The 24,119-nt window shown below is 54.3% G+C and carries 24 protein-coding genes and 1 riboswitch; of the genes, 11 read left to right on the plus strand and 13 right to left on the minus strand.

The window, feature by feature from the left end:
• Positions 1-198: 198 nt before the first annotated feature.
• Positions 199-408 carry a cell surface composition regulator GlgS gene (glgS, locus tag SIK97_RS24645; protein ID WP_004854266.1) on the plus strand — a complete coding sequence of 70 codons (210 nt, stop codon included), beginning with the start codon at positions 199-201 and terminating at the stop codon, positions 406-408.
• Between the two features lie 53 nt (positions 409-461).
• Here the strand turns inward: glgS and ubiK are convergent, their stop codons facing one another.
• Positions 462-743 carry a ubiquinone biosynthesis accessory factor UbiK gene (gene ubiK / locus SIK97_RS24650; protein WP_057173072.1) on the minus strand — a complete coding sequence of 94 codons (282 nt, stop codon included), beginning with the start codon at positions 741-743 and terminating at the stop codon, positions 462-464.
• A 120-nt stretch (positions 744-863) separates the two neighbouring features.
• Positions 864-1,015: riboswitch (FMN riboswitch) on the plus strand.
• 106 nt (positions 1,016-1,121) lie between these two features.
• On the opposite strand from ubiK, the gene ribB reads away from it, so the two are divergent.
• Positions 1,122-1,775 carry a 3,4-dihydroxy-2-butanone-4-phosphate synthase gene (gene ribB, locus SIK97_RS24655; protein WP_057173073.1) on the plus strand — a complete coding sequence of 218 codons (654 nt, stop codon included), beginning with the start codon at positions 1,122-1,124 and terminating at the stop codon, positions 1,773-1,775.
• An 85-nt stretch (positions 1,776-1,860) separates the two neighbouring features.
• On the opposite strand, the gene SIK97_RS24660 is transcribed toward ribB, so the two are convergent.
• From SIK97_RS24660 to zupT, 5 genes are all read right to left on the minus strand, one after another.
• Positions 1,861-2,913 carry a pilus assembly protein gene (locus SIK97_RS24660; protein ID WP_025105915.1) on the minus strand — a complete coding sequence of 351 codons (1,053 nt, stop codon included), beginning with the start codon at positions 2,911-2,913 and terminating at the stop codon, positions 1,861-1,863.
• A gap of 2 nt (positions 2,914-2,915) precedes the next feature.
• Entirely contained in the window at positions 2,916-3,653 is a 738-nt protein-coding gene (locus SIK97_RS24665) for a molecular chaperone (protein ID WP_032751302.1), read from the minus strand.
• Positions 3,654-3,666: 13 nt separating this feature from the next.
• Positions 3,667-6,195: a fimbria/pilus outer membrane usher protein gene (locus SIK97_RS24670; RefSeq protein ID WP_057173074.1), complete on the minus strand. Its 2,529-nt coding sequence runs from the start codon at positions 6,193-6,195 to the stop codon at positions 3,667-3,669.
• Positions 6,196-6,283: 88 nt separating this feature from the next.
• A complete protein-coding gene (locus SIK97_RS24675) occupies positions 6,284-6,790 on the minus strand; it encodes a fimbrial-like protein (RefSeq protein ID WP_239692896.1) in 507 nt (168 codons plus the stop codon).
• Between the two features lie 445 nt (positions 6,791-7,235).
• Positions 7,236-8,006 (minus strand): zinc transporter ZupT, encoded by a 771-nt coding sequence (gene zupT, locus SIK97_RS24680; RefSeq protein ID WP_025105919.1) that lies wholly within the window; start codon positions 8,004-8,006, stop codon positions 7,236-7,238.
• A 193-nt stretch (positions 8,007-8,199) separates the two neighbouring features.
• On the opposite strand from zupT, the gene ygiD reads away from it, so the two are divergent.
• Positions 8,200-8,991, plus strand: a complete 792-nt coding sequence (gene ygiD, locus SIK97_RS24685; protein ID WP_032751296.1) for a 4,5-DOPA dioxygenase extradiol — start codon at positions 8,200-8,202, stop codon at positions 8,989-8,991.
• Between the two features lie 45 nt (positions 8,992-9,036).
• Here the strand turns inward: ygiD and SIK97_RS24690 are convergent, their stop codons facing one another.
• The 3 genes from SIK97_RS24690 to tolC all read right to left on the minus strand — a co-directional run bounded on the left by SIK97_RS24690 (position 9,037) and on the right by tolC (position 12,489).
• Complete coding sequence (locus tag SIK97_RS24690; protein ID WP_032751293.1) at positions 9,037-10,197, minus strand: glutathionylspermidine synthase family protein; 1,161 nt, start codon at positions 10,195-10,197, stop codon at positions 9,037-9,039.
• 5 nt (positions 10,198-10,202) lie between these two features.
• Positions 10,203-10,871: a DUF1190 family protein gene (locus SIK97_RS24695; protein ID WP_004125303.1), complete on the minus strand. Its 669-nt coding sequence runs from the start codon at positions 10,869-10,871 to the stop codon at positions 10,203-10,205.
• Between the two features lie 169 nt (positions 10,872-11,040).
• Positions 11,041-12,489: an outer membrane channel protein TolC gene (tolC, locus tag SIK97_RS24700; RefSeq protein WP_319610975.1), complete on the minus strand. Its 1,449-nt coding sequence runs from the start codon at positions 12,487-12,489 to the stop codon at positions 11,041-11,043.
• Positions 12,490-12,684: 195 nt separating this feature from the next.
• Between tolC and nudF the strand changes: the two genes are divergently transcribed.
• The 5 genes from nudF to parE are packed head-to-tail and all read left to right on the plus strand — an operon-like array spanning position 12,685 to position 17,089.
• Positions 12,685-13,317, plus strand: a complete 633-nt coding sequence (gene nudF / locus SIK97_RS24705; protein ID WP_004854249.1) for an ADP-ribose diphosphatase — start codon at positions 12,685-12,687, stop codon at positions 13,315-13,317.
• Positions 13,314-13,736, plus strand: a complete 423-nt coding sequence (locus tag SIK97_RS24710; RefSeq protein ID WP_004854247.1) for a DUF1249 family protein — start codon at positions 13,314-13,316, stop codon at positions 13,734-13,736. Before nudF ends, SIK97_RS24710 begins: the two co-directional genes overlap by 4 nt.
• Positions 13,737-13,760: 24 nt before the next feature.
• On the plus strand, positions 13,761-14,588 hold the full coding sequence (gene cpdA, locus SIK97_RS24715) for a 3',5'-cyclic-AMP phosphodiesterase (protein WP_004854245.1): 828 nt from the start codon (positions 13,761-13,763) through the stop codon (positions 14,586-14,588).
• Entirely contained in the window at positions 14,588-15,163 is a 576-nt protein-coding gene (gene yqiA / locus SIK97_RS24720) for an esterase YqiA (protein WP_004854243.1), read from the plus strand. Before cpdA ends, yqiA begins: the two co-directional genes overlap by 1 nt.
• Before the next feature lie 30 nt (positions 15,164-15,193).
• Entirely contained in the window at positions 15,194-17,089 is a 1,896-nt protein-coding gene (gene parE, locus SIK97_RS24725; protein ID WP_004854242.1) for a DNA topoisomerase IV subunit B, read from the plus strand.
• Positions 17,090-17,130: 41 nt separating this feature from the next.
• On the opposite strand, the gene SIK97_RS24730 is transcribed toward parE, so the two are convergent.
• The 4 genes from SIK97_RS24730 to qseB all read right to left on the minus strand — a co-directional run bounded on the left by SIK97_RS24730 (position 17,131) and on the right by qseB (position 20,230).
• Positions 17,131-17,445: a putative quinol monooxygenase gene (locus SIK97_RS24730; protein WP_004125281.1), complete on the minus strand. Its 315-nt coding sequence runs from the start codon at positions 17,443-17,445 to the stop codon at positions 17,131-17,133.
• A 91-nt stretch (positions 17,446-17,536) separates the two neighbouring features.
• Complete coding sequence (locus SIK97_RS24735) at positions 17,537-18,118, minus strand: NAD(P)H-dependent oxidoreductase (RefSeq protein WP_014226872.1); 582 nt, start codon at positions 18,116-18,118, stop codon at positions 17,537-17,539.
• 106 nt (positions 18,119-18,224) lie between these two features.
• Positions 18,225-19,574 carry a quorum sensing histidine kinase QseC gene (gene qseC, locus SIK97_RS24740; protein ID WP_025105923.1) on the minus strand — a complete coding sequence of 450 codons (1,350 nt, stop codon included), beginning with the start codon at positions 19,572-19,574 and terminating at the stop codon, positions 18,225-18,227.
• Positions 19,571-20,230 carry a quorum sensing response regulator transcription factor QseB gene (gene qseB, locus SIK97_RS24745; RefSeq protein ID WP_014226870.1) on the minus strand — a complete coding sequence of 220 codons (660 nt, stop codon included), beginning with the start codon at positions 20,228-20,230 and terminating at the stop codon, positions 19,571-19,573. The genes qseC and qseB overlap by 4 nt, the downstream gene beginning before the upstream one ends.
• Before the next feature lie 150 nt (positions 20,231-20,380).
• Between qseB and SIK97_RS24750 the strand changes: the two genes are divergently transcribed.
• The 3 genes from SIK97_RS24750 to parC all read left to right on the plus strand — a co-directional run bounded on the left by SIK97_RS24750 (position 20,381) and on the right by parC (position 24,116).
• Complete coding sequence (locus tag SIK97_RS24750) at positions 20,381-20,788, plus strand: YgiW/YdeI family stress tolerance OB fold protein (protein WP_014839568.1); 408 nt, start codon at positions 20,381-20,383, stop codon at positions 20,786-20,788.
• A gap of 77 nt (positions 20,789-20,865) precedes the next feature.
• Positions 20,866-21,735 (plus strand): AraC family transcriptional regulator, encoded by an 870-nt coding sequence (locus tag SIK97_RS24755; protein WP_009651841.1) that lies wholly within the window; start codon positions 20,866-20,868, stop codon positions 21,733-21,735.
• 122 nt (positions 21,736-21,857) lie between these two features.
• Positions 21,858-24,116, plus strand: a complete 2,259-nt coding sequence (gene parC, locus SIK97_RS24760) for a DNA topoisomerase IV subunit A (RefSeq protein WP_057173076.1) — start codon at positions 21,858-21,860, stop codon at positions 24,114-24,116.
• The last annotated feature ends 3 nt before the right edge of the window (positions 24,117-24,119 follow it).

The following is a 24,119-nucleotide window of genomic DNA, read 5'->3' on the forward strand; positions in this document are numbered from 1 at the left end:
TGCGCCCCTATGGGGCGAAATCAATGCCACCTGCTATGCAGGTGGTTTTTTACTTAATGACGGCATAAATGATTTGGCTCAACAAATCGCCATTTGAGGTGCATTTTTCGTACAAAAAAAGCTAAGGTAAGGATAAATACTGAAGTCAGTAAAAAGCATATGACCAATCAGAACACCAACGGCTGAAGGAGTATGCGTATGAAGAAAAACGATATGTATTTAATGAAGAATTTTGATTTTCTGGCCCAGAGCTTCGCCAGAATGAACGCACAAGGTCAGCCCGTCGATCTTCAGGCCATTGTTGGTAATATGGATGAAGCGCATCGCGAATGGTTTTGTCAACGCTATGAACTTTACTGCCGCCAGGCGAATAAAACCATGACGCCAGAAGCGGAGCTGGAGCACTAATCTACTTACCGCAGTACAGATACGACAACGGGCCTGACGGCCCGTTGCTTGTTTTACGGCTTATCTTCGACGTCCGGCGCTGCCGGCGCGCTCGGCGAACGGTTTTCCAGATCGTTAAGACGCTGCTCCAGAAGCGCCAGCTTTTCACGCGTGCGCAACAGCACCTGCGTCTGCACGTCGAACTCTTCGCGGCTTACCAGGTCCAGGCGAGTTAACTGCGACTGGAGCACCTGACGGATTTTTTTCTCCACGTCTTCCCCCAGATCGCGGAGCCCCTTCGGCATTGATTCATGAACCTGACGGGCGATTTGTTCAATTTTTTTCGGGTCAATCATGGTGGTTTCCTGCTCTGGTCGGTTATCCGCTCATTGTAGTGCGATCGTCGGCGCCTATAAACCATAAATGTTTGAAGCTTATGCATTGCCGACGATAGTCAATAGCGTTATAGTTGCTTTGCTTATTCTCAGGGCGGGGCGAAATTCCCCACCGGCGGTAAATCAACCATAGCGTTGAAAGCCCGCGAGCGCTTTCTGCGAATGCAGAAAGGTCAGCAGATCCGGTGTAATTCCGGGGCCGACGGTTAGAGTCCGGATGGGAGAGAGTAACGGCTCAGTCGGGTTTGTACCCGCTTGCGTTGACTTTTGCCGCTAAACCGGCGCTCCTAAGACTGCCCTGATTCTGGTAACCATACAATTAATGAGGTTTTTTTTACCATGAATCAGACGCTACTTTCCTCTTTTGGTACCGCTTTTGAACGTGTAGAACGTGCTCTGGATGCACTGCGCGAAGGCCGCGGTGTGATGGTGCTTGACGATGAAGACCGTGAAAACGAAGGCGATATGATTTTCGCCGCTGAAACCATGACCGTTGAGCAGATGGCGCTGACCATTCGCCACGGTAGCGGCATTGTCTGCCTGTGCCTGACGGAAGATCGCCGTAAACAGCTCGACCTGCCAATGATGGTTGAGAACAACACCAGCGCCTACGGTACCGGTTTTACCGTGACCATCGAAGCCGCTGAAGGCGTGACCACCGGCGTTTCCGCCGCTGACCGCGTGACCACCGTGCGCGCGGCAATTGCCGATGGCGCGAAGCCGTCCGACCTGAACCGCCCTGGACACGTTTTCCCGCTGCGCGCGCAGCCGGGCGGGGTTCTGACCCGCGGCGGCCATACTGAAGCAACCATCGATCTGGTCACGCTGGCTGGCTTCAAACCGGCGGGCGTACTGTGTGAACTGACCAACGACGACGGCTCTATGGCGCGTGCGCCGCAGTGCATCGAGTTTGCTCAGCAGCACAATATGGAAGTGGTCACGATTGAAGATTTAGTGGCCTACCGTCGCGAACACGAGCGTAAAGCCAGCTGATTGCCGTCGTTGCGCTAAAAGTTGCGCTAAAAAATGAGAAAGCCGGGATATCCCGGCTTTATTGTTGAATAGCTCCAAAAGAAAGCTACTGATAGTTAATCTTTATAATCACATCTTTGCTAAAAGGGCCATCCTTGACTGAGACGGAGGGATTTTGGGTCAGCTCAGCAATATAGTTATGCGTGACGGTTGATGGTCGTCCCGGAATATAGGTAGCGAATGGCATATATTGGTTGAATATAACGTTAGTACTAGCCGTGCTATCATAGATATTCAATAGAAAGCCATTATTCATATCCAAATGAGTAATATCGTATAGGGTATCATTAGTATAGAAGCTGGTCGTGATATCGAATTGTTCAGTACAGCCTGCCGCCTGATCCCGGATGGTGGAGAGGCTGAACGTTTTTTTCAGCGCTGGCATGTCGGTTTTATAAGCATGAATGACGCCAAAATCCACTGTCTGACTTTCAGGGAAAAGCTTAACGGAAGCTGTACAGGTCAAAAACCGCACGTTATCTAATCCAGTAATATAATAACGTAAATTTTTGGCATCACTGAGCAGGTTTGCTCCCCCTTCGCCATCAAATTGCAGTACGTTAATGTCACCAAAATTATAGACTGTTGAGCTATCGGGAGGAATCGCTTTAACTTTAATATACAGGCGGAAGCGGGCGTTAAAGGATACATTTTTTTGCAGTACCGAACCATTACATACCGGGTCATGATAGATATTTGGCAGCGGTTTCTGATCTATTCTATCCAGACAGGCGCCTGTCTTGATGCCTTGATTAATGCCTTCGTAATCGACACCATCGTATGTTACGCCAAAAGTAAAATAAGGATTATTGAGTACCTCACTGCTATTAAACGCCGAGAGTTTTATCCAGGCATAAAGCTCTTCCGTTGGGGCAGCGCGACTCCAGTGCGAGGCTTTATCGCAGTACACGGTAATATTAATGTCGGAACTTTCCCAAATTTTCTTGCCAGGCGTAATGTCGTTAGGAATGGTAAAGGAAGGAAGTGTAGCAATGTAAGAAAGCGCTCCTCCTTCGTTATTTTGATAGCAATTTACTGCCCATGATGGCACAGAAAACAGGCTGATTAATAACGTTAAAAAACTTAGTAGTCTTTTCATTATTATCCCTTTTTCACCGGTTCAGACTGACAGACCACTTGTACAGAATTACAGCTGACTTTAAACATATTCAGGCCGCCGTAATCGCCAATAAAGCCTACCTGGAAATTAGCCGGCAGGTCTTTAATCTCCTGAGACGCCAGGCCAAACGGTTCAGCCATCATGCTGGATGTTTTTGGCAGCAGCGTTTTGCCATTCGTGCCAATATAACCCACGGTGATAAAGTAGGGGGAGTTGTTCTTTAACGTTAACCCGCTGGCCGTTCGGCTAATATCGAATTTACCGGTCAGATTCACCTGCCCGTTCTTCACTTCGACTGCCTTTGGTCGCCAGAAAATTTTAATGCGGCTCTGCATGGCAATTTGCATGACGTTTTTCTGTTCCGAGCGCGGCGGAATTTCGCGCACGTTGAAATAAAACAGCGATTCCCTGTCCGCCGGAAGCTGCGTCAACGTTGGCTGAGGAATCAGGCGAACCTGTACTTGCTCACCCGCCTCGAGGCGCACCATTGGCGGAACAGCAGTAATATAGTTTCGGGATTTTTTATTATCCTTATCCTCAATCCATGATTGGGCAAGGAAAGGGGCCGTTGTGCTCTGGTTGGTCAAGCGCACGGAGACGCTCTTATCCGACTGGTTAAGAATAATGCGGGTTCTGTCGGGCGACACGGCGGCATTTACCGCAAAGCTGGTACTCAACAGACAGAATAGTCCTTTCGCAAATGTCTTAATTTTCATCATCATTCATCCTGAATTAATGTGCGGGCTTACATGGTAAAATAATGGCCTGACCATCGAGGTTGCTATGGTTAGGCGGTGTCAAATCACACACGTTGTCGTTCCATTTTAGCGTCAGGATGCTGTTTTCCTGTATTCCGCTCAGGTATACAAAGCCGTCATCAGCGACTAAACCTATATCGCGACCTGTTGCTTTGTCGGTTACGGTCACGCCCAGCGGTGGATAGCGTCCGTCTTCCAGGCGGATGACGCCGATGATCTGATAGCCTTTGGTCGCGCTCAGGGGCATATAGCCAATAGCGCCTTCGGTCAGCGTGGTGCGGATTACCGAGTTGGTTACATCCACGCCATCCGGCAGGTTGTTGTTGTTCACCATCACCATCGCCGTTGTGTAGTTACCCACTGACGGAACCACGGAAATACCAAACATATTGGTCATACTACGATGATTGTTTACCTCAACACCGGCTATTCCATCCGCATCCACCATGACGCGAGAACTGTTGCCAGTGTTGTAATCATGTAATGCCGCACCGTAACGGGTTGCCGTGAACGAGCCGTTCCAGCCAGCGCTGAGCGAGCGATAGCTGCTTGGCTTCACGCTACCGTTTACATTCAACCGGCCATAGGGTGAATAGTGCTGATAGTATCCGCGCATGGCCGCTTCGCCATCGCCAAACTCTTTATCTGTGCCTGAAACGGACATATTCCACGGGTTATTACGATCTGAACCATCGTACCAGGTTGCCGTTTGCGTCGTTGCGTCGTCGCCATAGCGCTGCAGGCTGTACATAATATTGCGATTATTTTCCAGCGGCAGGGTGAGTGAAAAGTAATATTGATTCTCTTCATCATCATTCCAGCGCACGCGGCTCATCGCCAATGAAGCTGAAATATTTTTAAACGCACCAATATCAAAGCTCCGGCTCAGAGAAAACGAGTAGTTCGTATTGGTTTCACTGTTCCAGTAGGTATTACGTGTGACACTCAGATAGGTATTTAGCTCCAGCGGCGCAACGAACTGATTAAAGGAGAGCACATAGCTCTCTTTCTCATTGGAGCTGGAGTCGGAGCCATCGCGCGAGCTGATATATTCGCTCATCGTGACGTACTCTTTATCTGAGAACCGGTAACCCGCGAAGGTTACCTGACTGTTTGTTTCTTCAAAACGTTTGGCATAGTTAGCGCGATAGCTGAAGCCGCGCTGTTTACCTTGATCGTCATTACGTAGATTAGCCTCGGCGCGGGTAATATCAAGGGAGAATGAGCCAAAACGGTTAAGGTTAAAGCCAACCCCACCGGTTGCCGCCTGATAGTCATCGGCGGTGACGATAGCGCCGCCGTAGAGAGAAACATCACTCAACCAGCCCCAGGAAGCCTCCCCGGTCCAGAAAAGGGGGTTATTCACATCATTGTGGGTCGTTGATGTGGGTTTACCCACTGAACTTTTATAACGTACCTGCCCTTTACGCGTCAGGTAAGGGATAGAGGCGGAACCAACCTGGAACGTACTTTTGCGTCCGTCTTCTTCCTCGATCGTTACATCCAGCTGCCCCTGCAAGGTTGTGCCCAGATCGGCGATGGTGAATGGCCCGGGGGAGACGGTCGTTTGATAGAGCGTGCGGCTGTTTTGCGTAACGGTGACTTTAGCGTTGGTCTGCGCGATGCCGCTTATTTGCGGCGCATAGCCGCGTAAATCCGGCGGCAGCATTTGTTCATCACTTTCCAGAGAGGCGCCGGTAAAGTGAAAAGTATCGTAGAGGCCTGAGCTCAGGTCGTACTGGCCCATCGTGAATTTTGACGCCAGGGACGGAATCGGGCGGAATAAATAGGTACGCGGCAGGCTGCTGCTGGTACCCGTTGATTTCCGCTCAGTAAACGATTGATCGTACTGATAATCGCTACGTAAGCGCCATGCACCGAGGTTGAAACCCAGTGTGCCATATGAGTTGACGCTCTGGTTGCTGTCGCCGTGGCTCGGCGTGTACTGGCTGGCGTAAAGGTTATAATCCAGCATAAGCCCCGCGATACCGTCGTCCCAGTACTCCGGCGGCGTCCAGTTTTTAGCCTGATATTTCATCCATGCCTGGGGTACGGTTAACGTCAGTACCATATTCGCTTTATCCAGACGAATAATCAGCTCTGGCTGATGGCTGAGATCGAGACAGCCTTTTTGATTCCACATTTGTAGCGGTTCAATAAACGCATCGGCAAAGCCGAACTCTGCCAGGCGCTCTTTAGTGAGGCAAAGCTGAGATCCGCTTTCGTTATCAGCTTTTATCCACTCCAGGTGATAGGCTTTTGGTAAGGTATTTTTGTTGATCTGTACGCGTGCTACATAGGTGCCGACAGGAATATAGCCTTTTTTTTCAAATTGCGAGAGATCGATGTTTTTCCTGTCCTCAGCATCAATCATATCGGTATTGAATTCTATTGCATAAAACGGCATTGATAGTGATGCGGTAAAACATACTGAGCAAAGGGTATGCTTTATTAAAAGGAATAACTTTCCTGGCATTAAACCGCTATGAATAATAGTGCGCATAAAATCCGTTTCTTTTAATAAAATAGACCAGGAAAGCCGGTGAATCCATCACCGGCTTGAATCGATAAAAATTAAGCGAAAGCGATAATTATTTATAAGCCAGGACGTAGTTTGCCTGAGCGTAAACATCACCCTCGGTTGCATTTTTACCTTTAGATTCCATGCGGGCGTGGAAGTCCAGGTTCTGAGTCGGGTTGGTATCGGTAAACACTACCGGCACTGCGGATCCCAGGGTTACGGTGTTGTAACCTGCGTCCATAATACGTACGCCAACGCCGGTAGCGCCGCCGTAGTTGCTTTCTTTGGTATTTACCATCAGGCTGGCGTCATTGCTGTCGACGTTGGCAGAAGTGAAGGTCACGTTCACTTTATCCGTTGTCGTTTTCACGCCTTTATCATCCGTTGTGCTCAGAATACAGTCGCGCAGTTTGATAGAGAAATCTGCAGGCTGAGAGTACTGGCCGCCGTTCAGTACGCTATCGGCAACCTGGCCGAGATCGACATCAATCTGAGAGCTTTCCGGTGTCACAGAGCAAGGGGCGGTAATAACGGTACCGGAGAAGGTGACAATACCGAGCAGCGTTTTTTTAAACATGGAATATAGTCCTTTATAGATGATCAATATTAAATATGAGGTTTACGACAACTGGTATGGGATTGGGTTTGCTTGAATTAATATTAATTCAACGCGTAAAAACTATCATGCTGCTCACTGTTACGCATGTTAATTGTAATTAAAGGTAACTCGCAGTTTTCCTTAATGTATGCATTTTAGTGCGCTTTTTTTAGGATATTTCGCAATGTAATATCTCTTTTGACGGTGGCTTTACCTGTATTGATTGTTGATGTGAATAAATTTCGTTTGATACCCGCAGAATTAACGTCAAATTAATGCCAAAGCAATGAGGGCGAATGCTGTGAAAAGGCTATTTACGCATGGTCTTAATTGACTAAAGGTTAAATTTAATACCTGTTCTCAATTCATCATTAATGATGAATTGATGTAATGAATTGACAAGTGAAATAATGGGGGCATTGACTCAGCCAATGCCCACCGTTTGCAAAACCACCAGGCTTAATCCCATCACTGACATCCCGCACAGCACGCCATAGCTCGGGTTGCTTTGTGGATCGAGCTCTTTCGCCAGCGGCATAAGCTCATCAACCGACAGCGCAATCATGATACCGGCAACCGCGGCCATAACGGCGCCCATCATCACCGGGGATATCGCGCTGCCCAGCACCAGCCAGGCCAGCACGCCGCCGAAGATTTCCGCCATGCCGGAAAGACCCGCCCAGAACACCGCTTTACTTCTGGAGCCCGTGGCGGCATATACCGGTCCGGCTACCGCCAGTCCTTCCGGGATGTTGTGTAGTGCAACGGCTAACGCGACCCCCATGCCCAGCTCGAGATTATTGCTGGCCGTCACGAAGGTCGCAATGCCCTCGGGGAAGTTATGCAGGCTGATGCCTAAGGTCAGCAAAATCGCCGTACGGCGCAGGTTGCGCGGGCGGGAAATGCCGGGAGACATCAGATCCTGCGGGTGGGCGTGAGGCAGCATGCGGTCAAGCGCAAAGTAGCCCAGAAGGCCGATAATAAACATGCCGTAGCCGAGCAGGGGGGACATGCCTTCGGTAGCCAGCGCGGCGGGCAGCATCTCCATCAACGAAATCAACAGCATGATCCCGGCGGCGAATCCCAGTGAGAACCCCAGTAAGCGATTCGAGGGTTTCTGCCCGATAACGCCGAAAATGGCGCCAATAAAGGTAGCGCTCCCTGCCAGCAGGGTCAAAATGACGGGTGAGGACAACATTCACCTCCTTATGAAAATGATTCTTATTAAGAGTATCGTGATCCATTGACGATCGCGAGCGCGCGGATTCACTCTTTACCGCCGCTTACATTCAAATTTTCTGACGATCATCATCATGCTTATCTGAGTTTATCCTCCATAGAAAGAGCGTAATGTAAATACATCAACTTTCTTAATAAAGGATATCACTATGTCCCGTACCCGCCTGCCCGCGCTGTTTTTAGGTCACGGTAGCCCGATGAACGTGCTGGAAGATAACATCTATACTCGCGCCTGGCGGCATCTGGGCGAGACGCTGGCGCGGCCTAAAGCCATTGTGGTGATCTCCGCGCACTGGTTCACTCGCGGTACAGGAGTGACCGCGATGGAGGCGCCGAAAACGATTCATGATTTTGGCGGTTTCCCTCAGGCGCTCTACGATACGCATTATCCGGCGCCGGGTTCGCCTGAGCTGGCCCAGCGTCTGGTCGAGCTGCTGGCGCCGGTGCCGGTGACGCTGGATAAAGAAGCCTGGGGCTTTGACCATGGTTCCTGGGGCGTGTTGATTAAAATGTATCCCGATGCCGATATTCCGATGGTACAGCTGAGTATTGATAGTACGAAGCCCGCGGCATGGCATTTCGAAATGGGGCGTAAGCTGGCTCAGCTGCGCGATGAGGGCATTATGCTGGTGGCAAGCGGCAACGTGGTGCATAACCTGCGTACCGCACGCTGGCACGGCGAAAATACACCTTATCCCTGGGCGGCGTCGTTTAATGACTACGTGAAGGCGAACCTGGACTGGAAAGGTCCCGTAGCGGAACATCCTCTGGTGAATTACCTGGCGCATGAAGGCGGATCGTTATCGAACCCGACGGCCGATCACTTTCTGCCGCTGTTGTACGTGCTGGGCGCCTGGGACGGTGAAGAGCCGATTACGATTCCGGTTGAAGGAATGGAAATGGGCTCCCTGAGCATGCTGTCGGTGGTCATTGGCGCCTGAAAATAGATAAACCCCGGCAGTAAACAATGCCGCCGGGGTTTGCTGTTACTCGACGAAAATGTGCGGATAAAAGCGCGACAGATCCTGAGTGATCAGCGCCCGGTCTTCGCGAATGCCAATTCCCGCCGGCTGGTCGTTAATCAGCCAACTGCCGATGAGCGTGTAGCTGTCGCCAAACTTCGGCAACGGATAGAACGCCTGGACGATGGTGCCCTCTTCACCGTACGGCCCTTCTACCGCCTCCAGCACTTTGCCATTCTCCACGATAGAGACGTTAGCGCCTTCGCGGGAGAAGATCGGCTTGATTACGTACTTTTCCAGCCCCGGGTGCGCATCTTCGCTGAAATAAGCGGCCAGCAGGTTCGGATGGTTGGGGAACATCTCCCACAGCAGCGGCAGCAGCGCTTTGTTGGAGATAATGCTCTTCCACGCCGGCTCCAGCCAGCGCACGCCGGCATCTTCCAGCTTGGTGGAGAACACCTCGCGCAGCATGTACTCCCATGGATAGAGCTTGAACAGATTACCAATCACCTGATCCTGCAGGTCGGTAAACTGGCCTTTTTCGCCGAGACCAATATCTTCGATGTAGAGGAACTCGGTCGCCACGCCCGCTTCTGCGGCGCAGTCCTGTAAATATTGCACGGTACCGCGGTCTTCAACGGTATCGCGACAGCAGGCCATATGCAGCAGCTGGAAGCCGAACTGCTCGCGCAGCTCGCCAAAGCGATCGATCAGCTTCTCCTGCAGGCTGTTGAACTGGTCGCTGCCCGCCGGCAGCTGACCGGCGTTAAGCTGATCTTCCATCCAGATCCACTGGAAGAATGCCGCTTCATAGAGAGACGTCGGCGTATCGGCGTTGTTCTCCAGCAGCTTCGGCTCACCCACGCCGTCCCACGCGAGATCGAGACGCGAATACAGCGAGGGCTGATGGGTTTTCCACGACTGGCGTACGAAGCCCCAGGTGTGTTTGGGGATGCGAAATTTGGCCATTAACTCATCGCTGGCGATGACTTTTTCCACCGCCTGCAGACACATCTGATGCAGCTCTGCGGTGACCTCTTCAAGCTTTTCAACCTGCGCCAGCGTCAGTTTGTAATAGGCTTCTTCGCTCCAGTATGGCTCGCCGTACATGGTGTGAAAGTTAAAGCCATATTCTGTCGCCTTTTCGCGCCAGTCCGGGCGCTCGGTAATGCTGATTCTTTCCATGTCGCTTAGCCGCCCATCGAGCGTGAAGAAGAGGAGCTTGCTGAGCTACGCTGCATGGTTGATTGCTTAGCGACCGAGTCGCCAAACCCGCCGCGCGTCACGGTGCTGGTGGTGGCTGGTTTTGGCGCCATCGCAGTTTTCGGCACGGTCATGGTACGGCCCGGCTGCGCTGCTCCGTAGCTCTTACCGCCCGCGTCGGTGTATTTACCATAGGCCGGGCTGGCCGGGTTTTTTGAGCTGAACAGCGGCTGCTGAGCGCCCATTCCGCCGCCCATCATCCGGCCCATCATGTAGCCCGCCATCAGCGGCATCCAGAAGCTGCCGCTGCTTTGCGCCTGGGCCTGGTTTTCCGGAGCCATGCCTGCCTGAGCCGGCGCCTGCTGGCACTGACCTTCACCGAATTCGGCGACGCAATCTTCACGAGAGGCGTATTTTGGCGCGGTACGTTCTGCTTCTTTGAGTGCGTTGTTGTAAGCGGTGGTGCACTCTGCGGATTTGCTCGGGTTAGCGGCAGAGCAGTCATCGGCGTTTTGATACAGAGAAACCGTTTCATCGCTTTGTTCACAGCCGGCGAGCATAAATACCGCCGTCACGGCGAGCGCAACGGGAGTTAAATGACGAGCGCTCCAGCTTTTGCGGAAGGAGGCGTGTTTAATATTTTTTGTCCGTTTCATGTTTGTCTTCCTGGACCCAGTGGTATGCGTTTTGTTAACGCTCAGGATAGAGGATGAGTGGTGGAAAATGAAGCGAATAGGGGCGGAAAGCGGGGGATCTTTACGTTGCCTTACGTTTAACGCTTCGCTTACCCGCGGGGTAAGCGAAGCGTGGAGTGCGCAAGCTTAATTACTGGCGGAACGGATTGCTGCCGCTGGTGCTGCGTGCGGAAGCCGGTTTTGCCGCGGCGGTGTTGCTGTAGCCGTCAGCGCTGGCATCCTGCTGCGGATTTTCCGGCGCGACGCTGTCAGGCGAGGTCGGAATCGCTTTACCCAGCGTGTTGTTCAGCGCAACCAGGTCCTGCTTGTTCAGCGTACCGAGCGCGGACTTGATGTTCAGCTCGTTAATCAGGTAGTTATAACGCGCGTTGGACAGCTGCTGTTTTGCGTTATACAGCGTGGTGGTCGCGTCCAGGACATCGACGATAGTACGCGTACCCACTGAATAACCGGCTTCCATGGCATCCAGTGAACTTTGGGCAGACACCACGGCCTGTTTGTAGGCATTGATGCTGCTGATGGACGCGTTCACGTTGTTAAAAGAGGAACGAACGGTCTGCACCACGCTACGATGCGCGCTTTCCAGCTGCTCGCTGGCGCCGACAAAGTTGTACTGCGCCTGTTTAACCTGGGAGTTCACCATCCCGCCCTGATACAGCGGCAGGGAGAAGTTCAGGCCGATTTGGTTCTGCCCGATATCTCTGTCCTGCGTGGTGTTTTTAGAACCACTGTAGCTGTTATTAGATACGCTACTGGACGCGTTTAAATTCAGGGTCGGCAGATGCCCATCCTGCGCCTGGCGAATTTGCTCGCGCGCCAGGTCCTGGCTGAGTCGGGCCTGCAGCAGCGACAGGTTGCGGTTTTCCGCTTCTTTCAACAGCGCGTTCACCGCCGATGGTTTAGTGGTTTTAAACCCATCAACGTTCAGCGAGGCCAGCTCCGGATAGTAGTTGCCGGTCACCTGACGCAGCCCTTCTACGGCGTTATCGAGGTCGTTGCGCGCGGTGACTTCATTCGCCAGCACGGCATCGTACTGCGAACGGGCGTTCTGTACGTCAGTAATCGCCACCAGGCCAACGTTAAAGCGCTGGGTGGTCTGATCTAACTGGCGGTAAATAGCCTGTTTCTGCGCTTCGGTATAGGAGAGCGTATCGATCGCGGCCAGCACTTTAAAATAGGCCGTCGCGGTGTTCAGAATCAGCGTTTGCTGATCCGTCTGATAGGTGACGTCCTGAATGCCGGCGTTCTTTTCCTGCAGCGTCAGCGCACGCCATTTCGACATATCAAACAGAACCTGCGTGAGCTGCAGCGATCCGCTGGTGACGTCGGAATTCTGGTCTTTAGCATCACGGAAGCCGCTGGTATAGGTATAATCTGCACCCAGACCGAGCTGTGGCAATAACGGGCTACGCGCTTCGTTGATCTTCTCGAATGCGGCATCACGATCGGCTGCTGATTTACGCAGATCAGGGTTGCTGACACGCGCCTGCTGATAAACCTGCAGCAGGTTTTCAGCCTGGCTCATGGCGCTGAAGCCAGTCAGGCCCAGGCCGATAAGGATGGGAAAGAGTTTCTTCATTTGCATTCCTTGTTGTGAAGCATTTAGCGCTACTCAAATTCTAAAAATAATCACTGATTGTATAGAGTCTGTTACCGTAAAAAGTTGGCGTTATGTGCCATGGGGCGGTAATTTGCACCAATCTAGCATACGAGCCGTAAAACGGTAGCCACACCGCCTATAAATTCATAACTTCATGTTCTACAGGATATCGAAATGAGCGACGTCAATCAGCAGGGGATTACCTTCTCTAAAAACGATGTAGAAATTATTGCACGCGAAACGCTTTATCGCGGTTTTTTTTCGCTCGATTTATATCGTTTTCGCCATCGCCTGTTCAACGGTGGGATGAGCGGCGAAGTGACCCGCGAAATTTTTGAGCGCGGCCACGCCGCAGTCTTGCTACCCTTTGACCCGGTACGCGATGAAGTTGTGCTCGTCGAGCAGATCCGTATTGCGGCGTATGATACCAGCGCGAGCCCGTGGCTGCTCGAAATGGTCGCCGGTATGATAGAAGAAGGCGAATCTCCTGAAGATGTCGCCCGTCGTGAAGCGGTGGAAGAGGCCGGGCTTATTGTTGGCCGGGTTAAACCGGTCCTGAGCTACCTGGCCAGCCCCGGCGGCACCAGCGAAAGGCTGTCTATTATGGTGGGTGAAGTCGATGCAACGACGGCAAAAGGAATTCATGGACTGGCCGACGAAAACGAGGATATTCGCGTTCATGTGGTGAGCCGGGAACAGGCTTACAGATGGGTGGAAGAGGGGAAAATCGACAACGCAGCCTCTGTCATCGCGCTGCAATGGCTGCAACTGCATTATCACAATTTACGAAACGAGTGGACAAAATGAAGCGTTATACGCCTGACTTTCCTGAAATGATGCGCCTGTGTGAAACCAACTTTGCCCAGCTGCGCCGCCTGTTGCCGCGAACGGATGCAGCGGGAGAAAAGGTGAGTTACCAGGTGGGCAACGCGCAATACCGATTAACCATCGTCGAATCGACCCGCTACACTACGTTAGTGGCGATTGAACAGACGGCGCCGTCGGTGAGCTACTGGAGTCTGCCGTCAATGACGGTACGGCTCTATCACGATGCAATGGTCGCTGAAGTGTGTTCAAGTCAGCAGATCTTTCGCTTTAAAGCGCGGTATGATTATCCTAATAAAAAGTTGCATCAACGCGACGAAAAGCATCAAATTAATCAGTTTCTGGCCGATTGGCTGCGATACTGTTTTGCACATGGAGCGATGGCGATTCCGGTTTGTTAGCGTCGTGAAACCTAAGGACACCATTTGGAAAGCCTGTTAAACCTACCTTTGGCTGGTGAGGCCAGAGTCAGGATATTACAAATTACCGATACTCACCTGTTTGCTGAAAAACATGAAACGCTGTTAGGTATCAATACCTGGGAAAGCTATCAGGCCGTACTGGATGCGATCCACGCCTCACAGCGAGAGTGCGACCTGATCGTTGCTACAGGCGATTTGGCGCAAGATCACTCTGCCGCGGCCTACCAGCATTTTGCTGAAGGCATCGCGAGTTTTACTGCACCCTGCGTCTGGCTACCGGGTAATCATGATTTTCAACCGGCAATGTACAGCACGCTGCAGGAATCCGGCATCTCTCCCGCTAAACGCGTATTGCTGGGCGACCACTGGCAAGTATTGCTGATGGATAGCCAGGTGTTCGGCGTGCCGCACGGCGAGCTGAGCGATTTCCAGCTGGAATGGCTTGAGCAGAAGCTGACCGAAGTTCCGCAGCGCTATACGCTGCTGCTGTTGCACCATCATCCCATGCCGTCAGGCTGTAGCTGGCTGGATCAGCATAGCCTGCGCAATGCCGGGGCGCTTGATTGCGCGCTGGCCGCTTTTCCTCGCGTTAAGCATCTGCTCTGCGGCCATATTCACCAGGAGCTGGACCTTGACTGGAACGGACGGCGCATGATGGCCACGCCATCCACCTGCGTGCAGTTTAAGCCGCACTGCGCGAACTTCACGCTCGATACCGTCTCCCCAGGCTGGCGCTGGCTGGAACTGCATCCTGACGGCACATTGACCACTGAAGTTTGCCGCCTCGAAGGCGTGAAATTTCACCCGGATATCGCTTCAGAAGGATACTGATGTCTACGCTTCTCTATCTGCATGGTTTTAACAGCTCGCCTCGGTCGGCAAAAGCGACTGCGCTGAAAGCGTGGCTGGCGCAGACCTATCCTGACATCTCGATGGTGATACCGGAGCTCCCGGTTTATCCCGCGCAGGCGGCTGAGCATCTGGAGTCTATCGTGCTGGAGCATGGCGGTGAACCGCTGGGCGTTGTCGGGTCGTCGCTGGGGGGATATTACGCGACCTGGCTATCGCAGTGCTTTATGCTGCCCGCCGTGGTAGTGAACCCCGCGGTGCGCCCGTTTGAGCTGTTGAACAATTTCCTTGGCCCCAATGAGAATCCATACACGGGGCAGCAATATGTGCTAGAGTCTCGCCATATTTACGATCTCAAGGTCATGCAAATTGACCCGCTGGAAGCGCCGGATTTAATCTGGTTATTGCAGCAAACGGGTGATGAAGTGCTTGATTACCGCCAGGCCGTGGATTATTTCGCCTCCTGCCGACAAACGGTAGAGGAGGGCGGTAATCACGCATTTGTTGGCTTTGAAGATCATTTCACTCAGATTATCGATTTTCTGGGCCTGCGCTGAGCGGTTCGGAACGACCTACGAATACACACCATGACGCAATCTTCATATAACGCTGATGCCATTGAGGTACTCACCGGGCTAGAGCCGGTTCGCCGCCGTCCGGGAATGTACACTGATACCACACGTCCAAACCATCTTGGTCAGGAAGTTATTGATAACAGCGTGGATGAGGCCCTGGCCGGTCACGCGAAACGCGTGGAGGTGATTCTCCATGCCGATCAGTCGCTGGAAGTCATCGACGATGGACGCGGAATGCCGGTGGATATCCACCCTGAAGAGGGGGTTCCGGCAGTTGAACTGATTCTTTGCCGCCTGCACGCCGGGGGGAAGTTCTCCAATAAGAACTACCAGTTCTCCGGCGGCCTGCACGGCGTAGGGATTTCGGTGGTCAACGCCTTATCGAAACGCGTTGAGGTGAACGTGCGCCGCGACGGCCAGGTCTACAGTATCGCGTTTGAAAACGGCGATAAAGTAGAAGATCTCCACGTGACGGGTACCTGCGGTAAGCGCAATACCGGTACCAGCGTGCACTTCTGGCCGGACGAAAGCTTTTTCGATAGCCCGCGTTTTTCCGTCTCGCGCCTTTCTCATTTATTAAAGGCCAAGGCCGTTCTCTGCCCGGGCGTAGAGATTGTTTTCCGCGATCTGGTTAACGACAGCGAACAGCGCTGGTGCTACGCCGATGGTCTGACCGACTATCTTAGCGAAGCGGTTAACGGCCTGCCGCTGCTGCCGGAAAAACCGTTCGTCGGCACCTTCTCCGGCGATACCGAAGCGGTTGACTGGGCGCTGCTGTGGCTGCCGGAAGGCGGTGAACTGCTGACCGAAAGCTACGTCAATCTGATCCCGACGATGCAGGGCGGTACCCACGTTAACGGCCTGCGCCAGGGGCTGCTGGACGCCATGCGCGAGTTCTGCGAATACCGCAATATTCTGCCGCGCGGCGTGAAGCTGTCGGCGGAAGATATCTGGGAGCGCTGCGCCTACGTCCTGTCTGTGAAGATGCAGGACCCGCAGTTTGCCGGGCAAACGAAAGAGCGCCTCTCTTCCCGTCAGTGCGCCGCGTTTGTTTCCGGGGTGGTCAAAGACGCCTTCAGCCTGTGGCTGAACCAGAACGTTCAGTCGGCAGAGCTGCTGGCGGAAATGGCGATCTCCAGCGCCCAGCGTCGCCTGCGCGCGGCGAAGAAAGTGGTGCGTAAAAAGCTGACCAGCGGTCCGGCGCTGCCCGGTAAGCTGGCGGACTGTACCGCCCAGGATTTGAACCGAACCGAACTGTTCCTTGTGGAAGGGGATTCGGCGGGCGGATCGGCCAAGCAGGCGCGCGATCGCGAGTATCAGGCGATCATGCCGCTGAAAGGTAAAATCCTGAACACCTGGGAAGTCTCTTCCGATGAGGTGCTGGCTTCTCAGGAAGTGCATGATATTTCCGTCGCTATCGGTATCGATCCGGATAGCGACGACCTGAGCCAGCTGCGCTACGGCAAGATTTGTATTCTGGCGGATGCCGACTCCGACGGCCTGCACATCGCGACGCTGCTGTGCGCGCTGTTCGTCAGGCACTTCCGCACGCTGGTTAAGCAGGGTCACGTCTACGTGGCGCTGCCGCCCCTGTACCGTATCGACCTCGGCAAAGAGGTGTATTACGCGCTTACAGAAGAAGAGAAAACCGGCGTGCTGGAGCAGCTTAAGCGCAAGAAAGGCAAGCCGAACGTGCAGCGCTTTAAAGGGCTGGGCGAGATGAACCCGATGCAGCTGCGCGAGACCACGCTGGATCCGAATACCCGCCGTCTGGTACAGCTGATTATCAACGATGAAGACGAGCAGCAGACGACCGCCATGATGGATATGCTGTTAGCGAAGAAGCGTTCTGAAGATCGGCGTAACTGGCTGCAGGAGAAGGGCGATCTGGCGGAGCTGGACGGATAATAAAAAATCGGCCGGGAAACCGGCCGATGTCGTTTGCTTGCTTAAATACCCGCTTCAAGAATACGAATATTCATTTCCAGTACGTCGCCTTTCACGGCTTCGCCGTAGGCTTTCATGTGCGGCGTCTGCAGGTGCGCTTCAAGATGCGCGACGCTTTCCCACTGCTCGACCATCACGATGGAATCCGGTGAAGTAGTCTGAAAACTGACGCCAGCGGCGTGATCCACCAGCGGCGCATAGCCGTGGCAGCCTTCTTCCTGGAGAACGGTCGGGGTAATTTTTGCGAACTGATCCAGCACCGCCTGACGATGGTGTTGGCCCGGACGAGTGCGAATTTCAGCGATCACTGTCAACATGGTTAACTCAACTCCTTCTGTATATTCTCATCATACTTCAAGCCGCCGCTAAAATGAGCCGCGCTTGTCGTCTTTTCATAACTCACTACAGTTAACCAAAAATTTCCGCCAGATGCTTGCGATATTCTGCCGTATAACGCGGAACATCGGGCATTTTGATCACATCGTTGGCGATGAAGGTGGGCAGGGCGCTCATCCCAAGGAACTGGTTGGCCTTATGGAATGGCAGGTACACCCCGTCGACGCCAACGCCGTGGAAGAACTGATCTTTCTCGGTGAACGCTTCCATCGGCGCGTTCCAGGTCAGGGACAGCATATATTTTTTCCCCTGAATCAGGCCGCCGGAACCATATTTCTTACTGGCGTCGGAGCGGGTGCGGCCATCGCTGGCATACAGCGCGCCGTGACCTTCGGTAAAGACATCATCAATGTACTTTTTCACCGTCCACGGTGCGCCCATCCACCAGCCCGGCATCTGCCAGATAACCACGTCTGCCCAGAGAAAATTCTGCACTTCTTCTTTGATGTCGTAGTCGCTCTCGGCGCGGACGACCTTAACATCATGCCCGGCGTCGCGCAGATAACCATCCGCGACCTCGGTCAGGGTGTCGTTCAGCTGGCCGTTAGAGTGGGCGAATTTTTTCGCACCGTTAATAATCAGGATGTTGCTCATTTTTTATCCTCAACTTTTCAATTTTGAGGCTAATTTTACCCCGCAGGGCAGAGCGGTAAAATGAGCAAAATGTGCAAAGTCTTTTGCTTTTTTAGCAATAATGCCGCTACCAGCGAATGCGCGCCTCGAATCCGCCGTCCCGGGCGTTGTCGAAGCTGGCCGTCATCCCGTGCAGCGCGGCGATGCGTTTGACGATGGAGAGCCCAAGGCCGCTGCCGGGCTGTTCCTGGCCGGGAGGGCGATAAAAGCGCTCGCCGATGCGCGTCAGGGCCTCGGCGCTGATGCCCGGGCCGTTATCGCGTACGCGAAATTCACCCGCATCAAGGATGATGTCGACCTGGCTTCCGGCGGCGCTATAGCGCACGGCGTTATCCAGAAGATTGCGCACCAGCAGGCTCAGCAGCAGCGGCTGGCCGGTGCGCGTGATGTTTTTCGCGTTCAGGTGCAGGCGTAGCTCAACGCCGGCCTGCTGGGCGGGGTGGTACATCTCCATGACCGCCGACTGCAGCAGTTCATCAAGGGCGATAGTCTGGAGATCGTCCAGCTGCGCCAGCGAATCCAGACGCGACAGGGTGAGCAGCTGGTCGACCAGGCGAGTGGCGCGATCGATCCCCTGGTGAAGCTGCGCCAGCGCTTTATCCAGCCCTTGCGGATCGTCCGTTGAGAGCTGAGCCACTTCGGTCTGCACCTTCAGCGCCGCCAGCGGGCTGCGCAGCTCGTGGGCGGCATCGGACGTGAAGCGACGCTCGCGGATCATGGTGTCATGCGTCCGGGTAAAGAGCTGATTTAGCGCGTCGACCAGCGGGCGAACTTCGCTGGGCACGTTCTCGCTATTTAGCGTTTCGGCGGAGTCCGGCGCCCGGGCGCGCAGCGTGGTGGCCAGCTTTTTCAGCGGCGCCAGCTCCCGGCTCAACAGCACGATGAGCAGCAAAAACATCAGCGGCAGCGCAACCAGCCAGGGCGTAAGCTGGGAGGTGACGATATCCAGCGCCATCTCGCGGCGATAATCCCACTCCTGACCGACGGCGATACGATGGCGACCGTCGCGGGTGGTAAGCCACAGGAAGCGCCACTCGTCATCGTCGCCGCGCAGGTAGCCATCGCTGAACCCCTCCCGATGGTTACCCCACGGGATATCCTGGCCATTTTCGCCATCGTTAAGCACCATTTTGCCATCGGCGGTAAAGATAGCGAAAGCCAGCGCATCGTCATCGAGATGGCCATGTTTGACCTTTTTCTGCTCCCGTACCTGCGGAGCGAGGGTATGGAGTTCGTCAACATTCATCGCGCTCAGGCGGCGGGCGAACAGCAGCTGCTGGGTATCGAACAGCTTATCCAGTTTGTCGGCGGTTTGTTGCCAGGCCACAAGGCTGGCAATGCCCCAGGCGGCGCTGGTCAGCAGCAGAAAAAGCAGCGTCAGGCGGACGCGCAGGCTCAGTCTACCCAGTCGTTTCATGCATCCCCCAGGGTATAGCCGATGCCGTGCACGGTGCGAATGAAGCCGCTGCCGAGCTTACGGCGCAGATGATGGACGTGCACTTCTACCGCGTTACTGGAGACATCGTCATCCCAGCTATAGAGCTTTTCCTCAATCAGCTTACGCGGCAGCACGCGTCCGGCGTTGCGCATCAGGAGTTCCAGCAGAGCAAACTCCTTTGGCTTGAGCGGCAGGCTCTCGCCGTTTAGCGTGGTCGTGAGTCGGCCTGGATCGAGAACAACATTGCCGTGCCGCAGCTCGCTGCTGCTGTGGCCGTGGGCGCGACGCATCAGCGCTTCCAGACGCGCGGCGACTTCAACCAGTGCGAAAGGTTTGCAGAGGTAGTCATCGGCGCCGAGACGTAACCCTTCAACGCGCTGGCTGAGCGCGTCGCGGGCGGTGAGGATCAGTACCGGTTCGTGGCGGCCTTTGTCGCGCCATTCGCGCAGAATATCCAGCCCATCGATGCCGGGCAGGGTCAGGTCCAGAATAATGGCGTCGTAAGGGGCGTGGTACAGCGCGGCTTTGCCCTCTTCGCCGCGGGTAAACCAGTCGACGCTGAAGCCCAGCTTGGTCAGTCCGGTTTTAAGGCCGTCGCCGATCAGTTTGTCGTCTTCCACCAGTAAAATGCGCATTTTCTGCTCCTGTGTCCCTCGGATATTCCCGCAGTAAAGCGCGTTGCGGCGCGTACTGTACAGGAATAAAATTTATTTTTTCCGCTTAAGAAGTCGTTAAGTTTTGCCCGGTGTAATAGTGACGATATAAACACAAAGGGAGAACACATCATGAAGAAAATCGCCGCAATGACCGCTATCATCGCCTTAGTTTCCATGCCGGTACTGGCCGCCGGGCAGGGCGGATTTTCCGGACCCGGCTCGACGCAAACCAGCCAGACGACCACGCAAAACGGCGGGTTCATTGGCCCGAACGGGAGCGTAACGACGGTTGCGAATGCGAAAAGCCTGCGTGACGATACCTGGGTGACCCTGCGCGGTAAAATCGTGGAGCGTATTTCCGACGACCTGTATAAATTCCAGGACAGCTCCGGCACCGTGAACGTCGATATCGATCACAAGCGCTGGAACGGCGTGACCGTGACCCCGCAGGATACGGTAGAGATTCAGGGTGAAGTGGATAAAGACTGGAACTCAGTGGAAATCGACGTAAAGCAGATTCGTAAAATCACGCCATAATTTTCTTATCATCTTAAGCAAGATCGGTCAGGAACCGCACTCCTCGCTCTGTCAGAGTATGTTTCCGGGAGGATGCGATGAACGATACTCAGGTAAGCCCGGCCTTTGCCGGGCGTTTTCAGCAAGTGTGCTTGTACATTGAACGCCATCTGGACACGCCGCTGTCGCTGGAGACGCTTAGTGCGATAGCCCACAGCTCGCCGTATCATTTTCACCGGCAATTCAGCGCCTATAGCGGGGTACCGCTCTATCGCTATATCCAGTGGCTACGTCTGCGTCGCGCCTGTTGGCGACTGGCGTTTAATCCACAGGAAAAGATTATCGATATTGCCCTTGATGCGGGGTTCCAGAATCCTGAGTCGTTCAGCCGTGCCTTCCGCAGCGCTTTCGCGCAAAGCCCCAGCCAGTTCCGTCAACAGCCGGACTGGCTGGAATGGCATCGACGCGTGCCGAAACATACGCTACAGGAGCAACACCCGATGGATGTTAAAATAATCCAGCTACCTACCACTCAGATCGCGAGGCTGCGGCATCGCGGCAACCCTGATTTAGTCAATGAGACCGCCGCGAAGTTTATCGCCTGGCGCAAGGTGAGCGGTCTGTCCCCGGTCGCCAGCTGCGCAACCTGGGGAATCTCCTGGGACGACCCCGCGGCCACGCCGGCTGACGATTTTCGTTTCGATATTGGCGGTACGGTCAGCCAGCCGGTGCCGGAAAACAGCTTCGGCGTGGTGAATGGCGAGATCCCCGGCGGACGTTGCGCAGTGGTGCGTCATCACGGCTCTCTGGACACGCTCGCGCAGAGCATCTGGTTTCTTTATCGCGACTGGCTGCCCGCATCGGGAGAGTCGCTGCGCGATTTCCCTGTTTTCTTTCGCTACCTCACTTTCGTGCATGAAGTCGGTGAGCATGAGCTGCAGACGGACGTTTATCTTCCGCTGAAATGAAGGATGTCCACTGAATTCCTCAACCAGCCTAACGCCCTGTGACTCAGGGCGTCAGATAGGGTATTATCGCCGGTAGTTTTGCCGTCCGAACGGCCGGTACGCAGATTGAGGATTCACGATTAATGAGCGATATGGCAGAGCGCCTTGCGCTGCATGAATTTACGGAAAACGCCTACCTGAACTACTCCATGTACGTCATCATGGACAGGGCGCTGCCGTTTATTGGCGATGGCCTGAAGCCGGTCCAGCGTCGCATCGTCTATGCGATGTCTGAGCTGGGTCTCAACGCCAGCGCCAAGTTCAAAAAGTCCGCCCGCACCGTCGGCGACGTGCTGGGTAAATACCATCCGCACGGCGATAGAGCCTGCTATGAAGCCATGGTGCTGATGGCGCAACCCTTCTCTTACCGCTATCCGCTTGTTGACGGTCAGGGGAACTGGGGGGCACCGGACGATCCTAAATCCTTCGCCGCGATGCGTTATACCGAATCCCGTTTGTCGAAGTATGCTGAACTGCTGCTGAGCGAACTGGGGCAGGGCACCGTTGACTGGGTACCGAACTTCGACGGCACTTTGCAGGAGCCGAAGATGCTGCCTGCGCGCTTGCCTAATATTCTGCTCAACGGCACTACCGGCATTGCCGTCGGCATGGCGACGGATATTCCGCCGCACAACCTGCGTGAAGTCGCTCAGGCGGCCATTACCCTGATTGAAAAACCGCAGACCTCGCTGGACGATCTGCTGGATATCGTACAGGGGCCGGATTACCCGACCGAAGCGGAAATCATCACCCCCCGCGCCGAGATCCGCAAAATCTACCAGAATGGCCGCGGTTCGGTGCGGATGCGCGCGGTGTGGGCGAAAGAAGACGGCGCGGTGGTGATCAGCGCGCTGCCGCATCAGGTTTCCGGCGCCCGCGTGCTCGAGCAGATCGCCGCCCAGATGCGCAACAAAAAGCTGCCGATGGTGGATGACCTGCGCGACGAATCGGATCACGAAAACCCGACTCGCCTGGTGATCGTCCCGCGCTCTAACCGCGTGGATATGGAGCAGGTGATGAACCACCTGTTCGCGACGACCGATCTGGAAAAGAGCTATCGTATCAACCTGAATATGATCGGGCTCGATAACCGTCCGGCGGTAAAAAATCTGCTGGAAATCCTCTCGGAATGGCTGACTTTCCGCCGCGATACCGTGCGCCGTCGTCTCAGCTACCGTCTGGAAAAAGTCCTTAAGCGCCTGCATATCCTGGAAGGTTTGCTGGTGGCGTTTCTGAATATCGATGAAGTTATCGAAATTATCCGTCACGAAGATGAGCCTAAGCCGGCCCTGATGTCGCGCTTTGGCATCAGCGAAACCCAGGCGGAAGCGATTCTGGAATTAAAACTGCGCCATCTCGCCCGGCTGGAAGAGATGAAGATTCGCGGTGAGCAGAACGAGCTGGAAAAAGAGCGCGACCATCTGCAGGCCATTCTGGCTTCTGAACGCAAAATGAATAACCTGCTGAAGAAAGAGCTGCAGGCCGACGCCGACGCCTTTGGCGACGATCGCCGTTCGCCGCTGCGCGAGCGTGAAGAAGCGAAAGCGATGAGCGAGCACGATATGCTGCCGTCCGAGCCGGTCACCATCGTTCTGTCGCAGAGCGGCTGGGTGCGCAGCGCCAAAGGCCACGATATCGACGCGCCGGGGCTGAACTATAAAGCGGGCGACAGTTTTAAAGCCGCAGTGAAAGGGAAGAGCAATCAGCCGGTGGTCTTTATTGACACCACCGGGCGTAGCTACGCGATTGACCCGATCACCCTGCCGTCCGCACGCGGACAGGGCGAGCCGCTCACCGGTAAGCTGACGCTGCCGCCGGGGGCGACGGTAGAACATATGCTGATGGAGGCCGATGACCAAAAACTGCTGCTGGCTTCCGACGCAGGATACGGGTTTATTTGTACTTTCAACGATCTGGTCGCGCGCAATCGTGCCGGTAAGACGTTGATTAGCCTTCCGGATAACGCGCACGTAATGCCGCCGCTGGTGATTGAGGATGAGTCCGATATGCTGCTGGCCATTACCGCAGCCGGCCGCATGCTGATGTTCCCGGTGAGCGACCTGCCGCAGCTGTCGAAAGGCAAAGGTAACAAGATCATCAGTATTCCGTCGGCGGAAGCGGCTGCGGGCCAGGATGGCCTGGCGCACCTGTTCGTTCTGCCGCCGCAAAGTACGCTGACGATTCACGTCGGCAAACGGAAAATCAAACTACGCCCGGAAGAGCTGCAAAAAGTCACCGGCGAGCGCGGCCGCCGCGGCTCTCTGATGCGCGGACTACAGAAAATTGACCGGGTGGAGATTGATTCACCGCGTCGCGCCTCCGCGGGCGATAGCGAAGAGTAGGAA

The organism is Klebsiella sp. JN_Kp126 (assembly GCF_033843325.1).
GTDB classification, from domain to species: Bacteria; Pseudomonadota; Gammaproteobacteria; order Enterobacterales; family Enterobacteriaceae; genus Klebsiella; species Klebsiella michiganensis.

Excerpts from the sequence above, each read along its gene's own strand:
- glgS (WP_004854266.1), top strand. The coding sequence starts at position 199 with ATGAAGAAAAACGATATGTATTTAATGAAGAATTTTGATTTTCTGGCC.
- ubiK (WP_057173072.1), bottom strand. The coding sequence starts at position 743 with ATGATTGACCCGAAAAAAATTGAACAAATCGCCCGTCAGGTTCATGAA.
- ribB (WP_057173073.1), top strand. The coding sequence starts at position 1,122 with ATGAATCAGACGCTACTTTCCTCTTTTGGTACCGCTTTTGAACGTGTA.
- SIK97_RS24660 (WP_025105915.1), bottom strand. The coding sequence starts at position 2,913 with ATGAAAAGACTACTAAGTTTTTTAACGTTATTAATCAGCCTGTTTTCT.
- SIK97_RS24665 (WP_032751302.1), bottom strand. The coding sequence starts at position 3,653 with ATGATGAAAATTAAGACATTTGCGAAAGGACTATTCTGTCTGTTGAGT.
- SIK97_RS24670 (WP_057173074.1), bottom strand. The coding sequence starts at position 6,195 with ATGCGCACTATTATTCATAGCGGTTTAATGCCAGGAAAGTTATTCCTT.
- SIK97_RS24675 (WP_239692896.1), bottom strand. The coding sequence starts at position 6,790 with ATGTTTAAAAAAACGCTGCTCGGTATTGTCACCTTCTCCGGTACCGTT.
- ygiD (WP_032751296.1), top strand. The coding sequence starts at position 8,200 with ATGTCCCGTACCCGCCTGCCCGCGCTGTTTTTAGGTCACGGTAGCCCG.
- SIK97_RS24690 (WP_032751293.1), bottom strand. The coding sequence starts at position 10,197 with ATGGAAAGAATCAGCATTACCGAGCGCCCGGACTGGCGCGAAAAGGCG.
- SIK97_RS24695 (WP_004125303.1), bottom strand. The coding sequence starts at position 10,871 with ATGAAACGGACAAAAAATATTAAACACGCCTCCTTCCGCAAAAGCTGG.
- tolC (WP_319610975.1), bottom strand. The coding sequence starts at position 12,489 with ATGAAGAAACTCTTTCCCATCCTTATCGGCCTGGGCCTGACTGGCTTC.
- nudF (WP_004854249.1), top strand. The coding sequence starts at position 12,685 with ATGAGCGACGTCAATCAGCAGGGGATTACCTTCTCTAAAAACGATGTA.
- SIK97_RS24710 (WP_004854247.1), top strand. The coding sequence starts at position 13,314 with ATGAAGCGTTATACGCCTGACTTTCCTGAAATGATGCGCCTGTGTGAA.
- yqiA (WP_004854243.1), top strand. The coding sequence starts at position 14,588 with ATGTCTACGCTTCTCTATCTGCATGGTTTTAACAGCTCGCCTCGGTCG.
- parE (WP_004854242.1), top strand. The coding sequence starts at position 15,194 with ATGACGCAATCTTCATATAACGCTGATGCCATTGAGGTACTCACCGGG.
- SIK97_RS24730 (WP_004125281.1), bottom strand. The coding sequence starts at position 17,445 with ATGTTGACAGTGATCGCTGAAATTCGCACTCGTCCGGGCCAACACCAT.
- SIK97_RS24735 (WP_014226872.1), bottom strand. The coding sequence starts at position 18,118 with ATGAGCAACATCCTGATTATTAACGGTGCGAAAAAATTCGCCCACTCT.
- qseC (WP_025105923.1), bottom strand. The coding sequence starts at position 19,574 with ATGAAACGACTGGGTAGACTGAGCCTGCGCGTCCGCCTGACGCTGCTT.
- qseB (WP_014226870.1), bottom strand. The coding sequence starts at position 20,230 with ATGCGCATTTTACTGGTGGAAGACGACAAACTGATCGGCGACGGCCTT.
- SIK97_RS24750 (WP_014839568.1), top strand. The coding sequence starts at position 20,381 with ATGAAGAAAATCGCCGCAATGACCGCTATCATCGCCTTAGTTTCCATG.
- SIK97_RS24755 (WP_009651841.1), top strand. The coding sequence starts at position 20,866 with ATGAACGATACTCAGGTAAGCCCGGCCTTTGCCGGGCGTTTTCAGCAA.
- parC (WP_057173076.1), top strand. The coding sequence starts at position 21,858 with ATGAGCGATATGGCAGAGCGCCTTGCGCTGCATGAATTTACGGAAAAC.